Origin of the sequence: Kitasatospora sp. NPDC059327 (genome assembly GCF_042752535.1) — a bacterium.
GTDB lineage: Bacteria > Actinomycetota > Actinomycetes > Streptomycetales > Streptomycetaceae > Kitasatospora.
In genome coordinates, this window is the sequence record NZ_JBHYYB010000190.1 from 1 (window position 1) to 8,221 (window position 8,221).

At 74.1% G+C, this 8,221-nt stretch carries 11 protein-coding genes; 9 read left to right on the forward strand and 2 right to left on the reverse strand.

Annotated features, from left to right (window positions below):
* The 3 genes from ACFXHB_RS43740 to ACFXHB_RS43750 all read left to right on the forward strand — a co-directional run.
* Positions 1-353 (forward strand): hypothetical protein (locus ACFXHB_RS43740; RefSeq protein ID WP_380582654.1); only part of this gene is annotated, 353 nt, incomplete at its 5' end.
* Between the two features lie 302 nt (positions 354-655).
* Positions 656-1,138 carry a helix-turn-helix transcriptional regulator gene (locus tag ACFXHB_RS43745; protein ID WP_191294185.1) on the forward strand — a complete coding sequence of 161 codons (483 nt, stop codon included), beginning with the start codon at positions 656-658 and terminating at the stop codon, positions 1,136-1,138.
* Positions 1,135-1,476: a replication initiation protein, RepL2 gene (locus ACFXHB_RS43750; RefSeq protein ID WP_380582656.1), complete on the forward strand. Its 342-nt coding sequence runs from the start codon at positions 1,135-1,137 to the stop codon at positions 1,474-1,476. Before ACFXHB_RS43745 ends, ACFXHB_RS43750 begins: the two co-directional genes overlap by 4 nt.
* A gap of 243 nt (positions 1,477-1,719) precedes the next feature.
* On the opposite strand, the gene ACFXHB_RS43755 is transcribed toward ACFXHB_RS43750, so the two are convergent.
* Positions 1,720-1,911 carry a hypothetical protein gene (locus ACFXHB_RS43755; RefSeq protein WP_380582658.1) on the reverse strand — a complete coding sequence of 64 codons (192 nt, stop codon included), beginning with the start codon at positions 1,909-1,911 and terminating at the stop codon, positions 1,720-1,722.
* 821 nt (positions 1,912-2,732) lie between these two features.
* A complete protein-coding gene (locus ACFXHB_RS43760) occupies positions 2,733-3,284 on the reverse strand; it encodes a hypothetical protein (protein WP_380582660.1) in 552 nt (183 codons plus the stop codon).
* Positions 3,285-3,425: 141 nt separating this feature from the next.
* Between ACFXHB_RS43760 and ACFXHB_RS43765 the strand changes: the two genes are divergently transcribed.
* The 6 genes from ACFXHB_RS43765 to ACFXHB_RS43790 all read left to right on the forward strand — a co-directional run bounded on the left by ACFXHB_RS43765 (position 3,426) and on the right by ACFXHB_RS43790 (position 7,601).
* Entirely contained in the window at positions 3,426-4,604 is a 1,179-nt protein-coding gene (locus ACFXHB_RS43765; protein ID WP_380582662.1) for a hypothetical protein, read from the forward strand.
* 300 nt (positions 4,605-4,904) lie between these two features.
* Positions 4,905-5,291 carry a hypothetical protein gene (locus ACFXHB_RS43770; RefSeq protein ID WP_380582664.1) on the forward strand — a complete coding sequence of 129 codons (387 nt, stop codon included), beginning with the start codon at positions 4,905-4,907 and terminating at the stop codon, positions 5,289-5,291.
* Between the two features lie 166 nt (positions 5,292-5,457).
* Positions 5,458-5,796 carry a hypothetical protein gene (locus tag ACFXHB_RS43775; protein ID WP_380582666.1) on the forward strand — a complete coding sequence of 113 codons (339 nt, stop codon included), beginning with the start codon at positions 5,458-5,460 and terminating at the stop codon, positions 5,794-5,796.
* Entirely contained in the window at positions 5,793-6,122 is a 330-nt protein-coding gene (locus ACFXHB_RS43780) for a hypothetical protein (RefSeq protein ID WP_380582668.1), read from the forward strand. The genes ACFXHB_RS43775 and ACFXHB_RS43780 overlap by 4 nt, the downstream gene beginning before the upstream one ends.
* 164 nt (positions 6,123-6,286) lie before the next feature.
* On the forward strand, positions 6,287-6,700 hold the full coding sequence (locus tag ACFXHB_RS43785) for a hypothetical protein (protein WP_380582670.1): 414 nt from the start codon (positions 6,287-6,289) through the stop codon (positions 6,698-6,700).
* A gap of 244 nt (positions 6,701-6,944) precedes the next feature.
* Positions 6,945-7,601 (forward strand): class I SAM-dependent methyltransferase, encoded by a 657-nt coding sequence (locus tag ACFXHB_RS43790; RefSeq protein WP_380582672.1) that lies wholly within the window; start codon positions 6,945-6,947, stop codon positions 7,599-7,601.
* Positions 7,602-8,221: the final 620 nt, after the last annotated feature.

Below are 8,221 nucleotides of genomic sequence, written 5' to 3' on the forward strand. Positions count from 1 at the left end.
CGCCGCCGGATCCGCCGTCCGGGCCGTGGCCGGCCCAGCCGTCGGCCCGTCGCCGCACCGGTCACGCCGAGGACGGCGTGACCTGGGCGGTTGCCGTGATCGAGATGGCGGGCGGTCGTTTCGGACCGGGTACCTGCCGCGCCGGCCTGCAAGACGTGTCGGGGCCTGCCACCGACCGACCGGTGGCCGATGCCACGACCCACCTGGCGATCAACCTGTTCACCGACGCCGTCACCGGCGACGACCACATGACCACCACCGGTCCCGGGCCGGGTTCGCTCAGGGAAGTGTTCCCAAGGTGCGGTAGGGCATGCGACACGCCGAAGGTCGCCTTTTGCAGCTTCAGATGGTGATCATGGTGAACCTGCCGCACGTCACTGACCAGCAACCAGATTGAGACAGCCATACAGCGTGCTGACGTGCGGAAACATCTGCTGGAGGGGGATCTTGGGATCACCAATGGGGATCGCAGGATCCCCGGTCGGGATCCTGTGATCCCCATGATGGACCATGAGTCCATGAACTAAGAGTCCATCTTGGGGATCCCGGCGCGCCCTTAATGGACTCATAGTCCATGGACCGATAGTCTATTTGTGGGGTCGCCGGACCCCCGAAATGTACTAAGAGTCCATCGTGTGGCTCAGAGGAGGGGGACATGGCGGCAGCACGAGCGAAGCGCTTCGACGGTGACGGCAACGCCCTTCCGCAGACCCGGTTCGGCTACGCGGGTGGATACAGCACCGTCGACAACGAGCGGATGAACGGCATCGCCGAGGGCGTCGAGGCGCTGACGGACCGCGAGTGCCGGGTGCTGCTGTGGTTCGTGGCCAACACCCCGGGTGCCGACCTGCCGGTGGAGAAGCCGGTTCCGGAGATCGCCCGCCGGCTGAAGATGGACCCCAAGTCCCTCAAGCGGCACATCGAGAAGCTGGAAGGGATGCGCCTGCTGCGGCCGGGCAAGGTCCTCGGCCGCTACACCTTCTGGAAGGTCACGCCGTACCTGTGCTTCCAGGCCGGGGCCGCCGAGCAGCGTGAAGCCCTCAAGGCGTGGAACCCCCCGGAGATCCCGGCCTGGGTGGAACCGCAACCCAAGACGCGCAAGACTCGTAGCGACAAGAAGACGGAGGGGGAGGGATGACCATGCAGATCGCCTCGCGCGAGGATGTTCGCCGCCTCATGCGGGTGACCAGCCCGTTGGCGCCGAACCAGCGGATCGTCGTCATCCTCTACGCGTCCCACGACCAGGACCCCGCCAGCGGCGCCGTGTCGATGGACGCCAAGGAACTCGCGGCCGAGATCAACATGGACCCGTCCCTCTTCTCCCGGCTGCGCGGCCAGCTTGTCGAACGCGGCTGGATGGAGAAGATCGACGACACGGTCTACTACCGGCTCACGGCGAAGGCCGACGGCAGCGACAACGTGCTGCCCCTGCGCCGCGCCGGCGGCGACGGCGAGCACCAAGCACGTCGCGCCTGATCGGACCGACCGACAGCAGCGAGACTTCGAGTACAGCGTTCGACCTGCGGGCCCGCACTGATCCCGGTGCGGGCCCGCAGGTCGTTCCCGAGCACAGCGGTCGGCGCCGATGCACAGTCGAACGGTCGACGGCCCGACACCGGGCCCGGCCCGGCGCTACAGCCGGTGGTAGCAGGGGCTTGACCGCTCTGTTCTGGGAATCCGAAACACCGGGCCGGTCTCGCCCGGCCCGGCGTTGGCGCGCTATCCGCCGAGCCCGGCCGCCCGGAGCTCGGCGAGCAGCGTGGCCACGGCTTCCGCGTTCGGGTTCTCCCGGATCTGGGTGGCGGCGGCCTGGATCCGATCGCGTGTCTCGGCCGGCAGGTCACGGGCCGTGGCGGCGAGTTGGTCGAGCCACGCGGTGTAGCCCGGCGGCGGGGTCAGGTCATCGTCCATGCCGTCATGGTGGCGCGTCCGGGCGCCGTCCGCGCCGGAACACCTAGAACCACGGCGCGGGCCGGCCGACCTCCACCACGGTCGGGTCGAGACGCCGGCCCGGTGTCAGGGCGGGGAAAGCGCCGGCGCCGGCGCGCGGCCGGCCCCGGGGCGCGGGCCTGGCGGTGGCATGTTCGCTGCCGAAAGACGGCAGGTCAAAGCCCTGTTCACCGCCGGTGCGCGGGGTTAGCATTCCCGGCACGGCGGCCCCACCACAGCTGTACCGGGTCGCCGGGCAGAGCGGCCGCGCCACGCCCCTGGCGCTGCTGGCCTCCCACCGGCCGGGGCCCCGCGGAACACCCCCCCTTTCCCGGGACCTCGGCCGTGTGCGTCCCGGTTCCGGCCGGTCGATCGCCGGCTGGGACGGGCCTGGGGCCGACAACGGATCGCACACTGACCCGGCCCGGTACTGGCAGGGCGTCACGGCGCGGTGCCAGTACGGGTGAAGCGGCCGCCCAGGTGGTGCGGGGCTGCGAGACTGGTGATCATGAGTTCTGATCCCGTCCGGCGCCCGTTGTGGCGGCCCTTCTCCGAGCCCGCCACCGACACGCCATCCCGCGCGGATGACCGGGCGCGGTTGCTCGCGGTCGAGCGGGCCCCGTTCCTGGAGCCGGCCCCCGTCGAGGAGTCGGCGGCGGTGCCTGGGGGGCGTCGGCGGCTCGGTCCGGGCGGTCTCGCCGCGGGGCCGGTCCCAGACGGCGGGGGCTGATCACCGCTGTCGGCCCCGGCCCGGGACACGTCGCGGTGGGGAGCGGCGCGAGCCCGTGCCGGCGCGGTCGCGGTCAGGCCGTCATCTCGGCGGCCGCGGCGTGTCCGATGCCGGTGGCGGTGTTCAGTGCGTCGGCGAGGATGGGGAGCTCGCGCTCCAGGTCGCCGAGTACGCAGCCGGGCATCGCGGCGGCGAGCGCGCAGACGGCGACCAGGGCGAGCCGCTCGACGGCGCGGAGCTCGGGCAGGGTGGCGGTGCGGGTCGCGCCGAGCAGGACGTCGGCCGCCAGGTGGTAGCGCAGTTCCTCGACGAGTCGGCCGTCGCCGCCGGGGATGACCTCGTGGGCGCTGGCCTGGACGATCGCGTCGGCCGCCCGGCCCAGCACCAGGGCATGGTTCTCATCGCTCTGGCGGGCGGCGAGCTCGCGCACCCACGCGGCCGCCGCTTCCCCCGCGTCGACGGCCAGGGCGAGTGCCTCGCGAACGGCGCGCTCGCGTTCCTCACGCGCGGCCGCGGCCCGTGCCGCGGCCTGCTCGGCTCGCTCGTCGTCGGCGGCGAGGCCGTCCGGATCGTCGTCGACCGCTCGGCGGTCGGCCACGGGGAGGAAGGAGAGCGGGTTCGTCATGACCGGTGAACCGGCCCGGGCACCGAACCGTCACGGTCCCGGTGCCGCGCGGCCGGGGCCGGCCCTGTCCGGGTGGCCGCCGCCGGACCGCCGATCCCCCCGGGGGGAAACGCCGCGTGCTGCCTGGCTAGCCTTCCGACCATGACTTTCTCCCCGGGTGGAAACACCTCGGCCGCGCCGGCCGCGCCGATGCTGTTCGGCGCGCCGGCCTGCGCGATGTGCGCCACGGAGCTGGAATGGGCGGGCAAGGGCCGCCGCCCGAAGTACTGCTCGAAGGCATGCTCGTCGAAGGCGGACCGCGCCCGGGAGAAGGAGAAGCGGGACAAGGCCCTCGCCGCGGCCGCCGAAACACCCCGGGGCGAAACAGGCCTGCCCGACGGCCTCGCCGACGACCCGATCGCGGCCGAGCTCCTCGGCCTCGGCGCGCGGCTGCGCCGTCACGACGTCGACTTCCTGACCCGGCTCGACCGGGCGGCCCGCGACGGCGACCCGGCCCAGGCCCGCCAAGCCCTGGCCGACGTCCTTCACGCCGCCCGCCTCCTGACCGCGCGCCACCGCGAGCTCGCCGAACAGGTCCTGGACGGCCACGTCACCCAGGCGCCCGCGCCCGCCCCGCCCGGCACGGAAGCCTCTGTTTCACCCCGGGGTGAAACAGCGGGCCTCTCCGGCGCCGCGGCCGGACCGGCGCCGGCCGTCCCGCCTGTTCCCCGGGTCGCCGAGGTCGGCGTCGAGACGCCCACTCCATCGCCCCGGGGCGAAATGGCGCCGTCGGCGACCGGCCGCCCGGGTGCCGAAGATGCCCTTTCGGCGCCTGTTGCGCCCCGGGGTGAAACGGTGTCCGTCGCCACGGGCCCCGCAGTGGCGTCTGTTGTGCCCCGGGGAGGAACTCCCGGCCCGGCGGGTGGGGGAGATCGGCTGCGTGATCTCGTCGGCCGGCGCCTGGCCCAGCAAGAGCCCCGGCCCGCGTCGGCCGCCGCGCCCACGATCCCGAGTCCGCCTCCCGGGACGCTGACGGTGCCGCGCGACCCGACGCTGCGGGGCCTGCCCGACCTGGACGCCCACCGCGCCCTCGACCCGGGCGTGTTCGGTGACCACTGGGCGCTGGCCGGCTGGACGGTGCAGCCCGACGTCCTGCTCGTGCTCGGCGAGGGCCACCAGGTCGGCTGGGTCGAGCGAGGCCTGCCCGGCCTCGGCGACCGGTGGATAGCGGTGGCGGGCGGCTACTTCATCGGCGACCCCGTCACCCACGACGCCCTCCTGCACGACACCCCCGCCCAGGCCGCCCGCACCGTCCAGCTCGCCCACCTCCACAACCTGTGACCGGGCCCGGCCGGCCGGGTTCGGGGGTGGGCATCGAGGCGGCCCGCGCGCGCCTTGATGCCCATCCCCGGCACCTTGACGGATCGGCCGCGACCACCGCCCGGGCCCCCGAACCGCCCGACCGCCCGACCGTCGGCCGTCAAGGTGCCCGGTCGGTACCTCGACCCCGGCAGCCGCGTTCCTCGACGGGCCATCAAGGAGTCGCGATCCCCGCGGGTCACAGCCGCGCTGTCGCCCGAAGGGCGAGTCAGGGCGGCCACCGGACCGCACCCGTGACACCGGGTAGTTCGTTGACCCGGCATGGGCGACCTCCACGACCAGCTCGACACACTGACCGACGCCGTGTGCGCGATGACCGATCTGGTGGCGGCCGACGGCTGGTCGCCGACGGCCGCCACCGACACCCTCGGCGCCGTCGACGCGCTGCTCCAGCTCCTGACCCGCCTCGGCCCCGAGGCCGCCACCACGCTCGCTCCGGCCCTGGCCGCGACCGCCCGCACGCGCGCCCTGATCGGCGACGCCACCCTCCCGGCCGCACCGGCCCCCCGGCGCCGGTGGCAGGACGGACCCAGGCCCGGCGACCGCCCCGAGGACTGGGCCGAGCGCGACCCGCGGACCGCCGAGCGACTCTGGTACGAGGAACGACGCGCCCTCGGCTGGCAGGGACCGGGAGCGGGATGGTCCTGAAGGCCGGCCACCGAGGCAACCCCGCCCCGGCGCCGCTGCCCCGCGGGTACCAGGGAAGGAGCGGGTCGGTGGGTACGGCCCCACGGCCGGCCCGGGGCGGCTACCGTCGACACCACAGAGCCCGGCCCGGCGCCGGGGACGCCGACAGGGAGAGGGGTTGGTGGGGATGAGCGCCCAGCCCGCCGAACACGGGCACGGGGGCGGCCGTCTCGGCCTGCCGCCGATGGACACCGTCCAGGAACTGCGCGCCGCGCTGCGCGCCGGCCACGGCTACCCCGGCGACGCCGAGCGCCTGGACGCCGAACTCGCCGCCCAGCTGCTGCGCCGCGTGCCGGTCGACCGGCTCGACCAGGTCGACCAGGTCCCCGCCGTCGTGGACCTGGTCGCCGTCGCCGAGATCGTCGCCGCCTACCGCGGCCGCGTGCTGCTCGCCGCCGACCCGGACACGTCCGATGCCGTCGACCAGGCCGTCGCCGACCTACTGGCGCGGCAGGGCGCCGAGTGACCGACCAGCACCAGCAGCCGGACCGTCCGGCGGTCGCCGTGGTCACCGACCGCGCCGCCCAACGCGCCAAGGAGCTCGGCGCCGACCAGGCCCTGGAGACGCTGCGCGCCGAACTCGAACAGCACCCGCGCCTCGGCCGCCCGATCCGCACCATCACCGAGGGCGGCCAGCGGGTCGAGCTGTACTCCACCCGGATCGAGGCCGACCGGGCCGAAGGCCGGCCCGCGCTCAACGTCGTCCACGCCTACGCCCCCGCCCCGCCCTGGCCGCCGACCGTACGGATCGCCGCCGTCGTCCCCGAAGACCCTCCCCACCCCGCGCTGTAGAAGCCAGGCCGGCCGGGCCGCGCCCGCTACGCTGCTGCTGGTACCCGCCGGACCCGAGACGCACAATCCGGGCCATCACCCGGCGGGCCCGCGTCCGCCGCCGGCCTGGGGCAGGGCGGGGGCAGGGCGCAGACTGGAAGAAGGCGGACCAGGAGGCGGTTTCGGTGCGGACGGCGCGGGTGCGGGTCGGGGAGACGTATCTGGTGCGCGTCCCGGCCCACCTCCGCTACGCCCGGTACGCGCCGGACAGCACGGATCTGGACAGCGTCCTGTTGCACTGGCGGCGCTGGGTGCGCGCCGGCTCCGAGTTCGAGCTGACCGTCACCGATCTTCCGGAGGCGGACGGCGAGCACATGGTCGCCGGCCTTCTGGTCGCCCCGCACTCCAGGGTCCGGGTGAGGCTCACCGACGGCCAGGCCGCAGGGCTCGGCCTGCCGCCCGGCGTCGGCTACACGGTGACCGGCACCCTGACCGACCTGAACGACACCGCGGTCGAGCTCATGACCTCCACCCCGATGACCGTCCCGGCCCGCTGGCTCCACTCGCTGGACCCGAACGGCTCGGCGCGGCGGTCGTAGCCGGCGGTCCTACCGCCCGCGGGCCCGCGTCGATGCCTGCCTCGGTGGCGGCGTCCGGGCGCGCGCCCGGCTTCGGCCGCATGAGGGTCTCGTGCCGGTTCCGCCCGCGCCCAGTACGCGTGGGCGTGCGGCTCGGCGCCGACCGCGGTGAACGCGAGCCGGTTCTCCTCGGTCGGGTCGGTGGCCTCGGCGGCTTACCACCGGCGCCGGGGGAGCTGTCGGTGCCGGCCGCGAGGATGCCGGCATGAGTGATCACCGTGCTGCCATCGCCGAGTACTGGGACGCCGCCGCGTCCACTTTCGATGACGAGCCCGACCATGGGCTGAGGGTCGAGCGCACACGTGCCGCGTGGACGCGGCTTCTGAGGGCGTGGGTGCCGTCGGGGCCGGTCGACGTCCTCGACGTCGGGTGCGGAACCGGTTCGCTGTCCCTGGTGCTGGCTGAGGCCGGGCATCGTGTGACCGGCGTGGACCTGGCGCCGAGGATGGTCGAGCGGGCCGGGGAGAAGCTGTCGGCCGCCGGCCTGTCGGGCCGTTTCCTGGTGGGTGACGCGGCTGTGCCGCCGACCGGCGGTGAGGCCTTCGATGTCGTGTTGTCGCGCCATCTGGTGTGGACGCTGCCCGATCCCGAGGCCGCGTTGCGGGAGTGGGCGAACCGGCTGCGGCCCGGCGGCCGGCTGGTGCTGGTCGAGGGCCGGTGGCGCGAGTCCGGGCGGAGCGGGGTGCCGTATGTGGCCGGGGCGCAGTCCTTGCCGTGGAACGGCGGGGTCGGCGCGGACGACCTGGCGGCCGTCGTGCGGCCTCTCGCGGCCGTCGTGCGGATCGAACCGCTCAGCGGGGACGCGGATCTGTGGGGCGGCCCGGTGACCGACGAACGATATGCGCTGATCGCCCAGGTCTGATCCGTTCCGGGTGGGCGCCGGACGGTGGCGCCCACCCGGAACTGCTCAGACCTGGGCGATCAGGTCAAGGCATCGGCTTGATGCTCCAGCGAACAGATGATTCAGTCGATCGCGGTGTCGAAGCCGCGATGCTCGTTCACCGTCTGTCGACGTGCTCGCCGACCGAGGTGCAGAAGTCGGTCAGGGCGTGGAGGAAAGCGGCCCGAAGGCCTGTGGGGACGGTCGGTGGACCGGACCACCCTGATCATCCTTATGGTGGTGGCCACGACGGCGACATCCTGGTGCGGCACAGCGCGTCATCTTGCTGCAGTGCGACGACACCTTCGTGCGGCACGACGACACCGTGCTGCGCTCCCGGGCGGGACAACGTTCCGCACTTCGGGGACAACGTGCGGCAGCGGCGGGACAGCACGGGGTGCGGCGCCACGTTGTCCCCGATGTCTCACTGGCAGGTTGTCCCCGAGTGCGGCACGTTGTCCCGCCGGGCCGGGCCGGGCCGGGCCGCGCCGCATCCGAGTGGTCCCGTGCGGCGAGTGGTGCGGCACGGACCGCCTCACCCGCGCCGCACAGGCGGCCGGCTTTCCACCGCCGCCGGGTTGCGCTCAGCCAGCGGTGTCGGC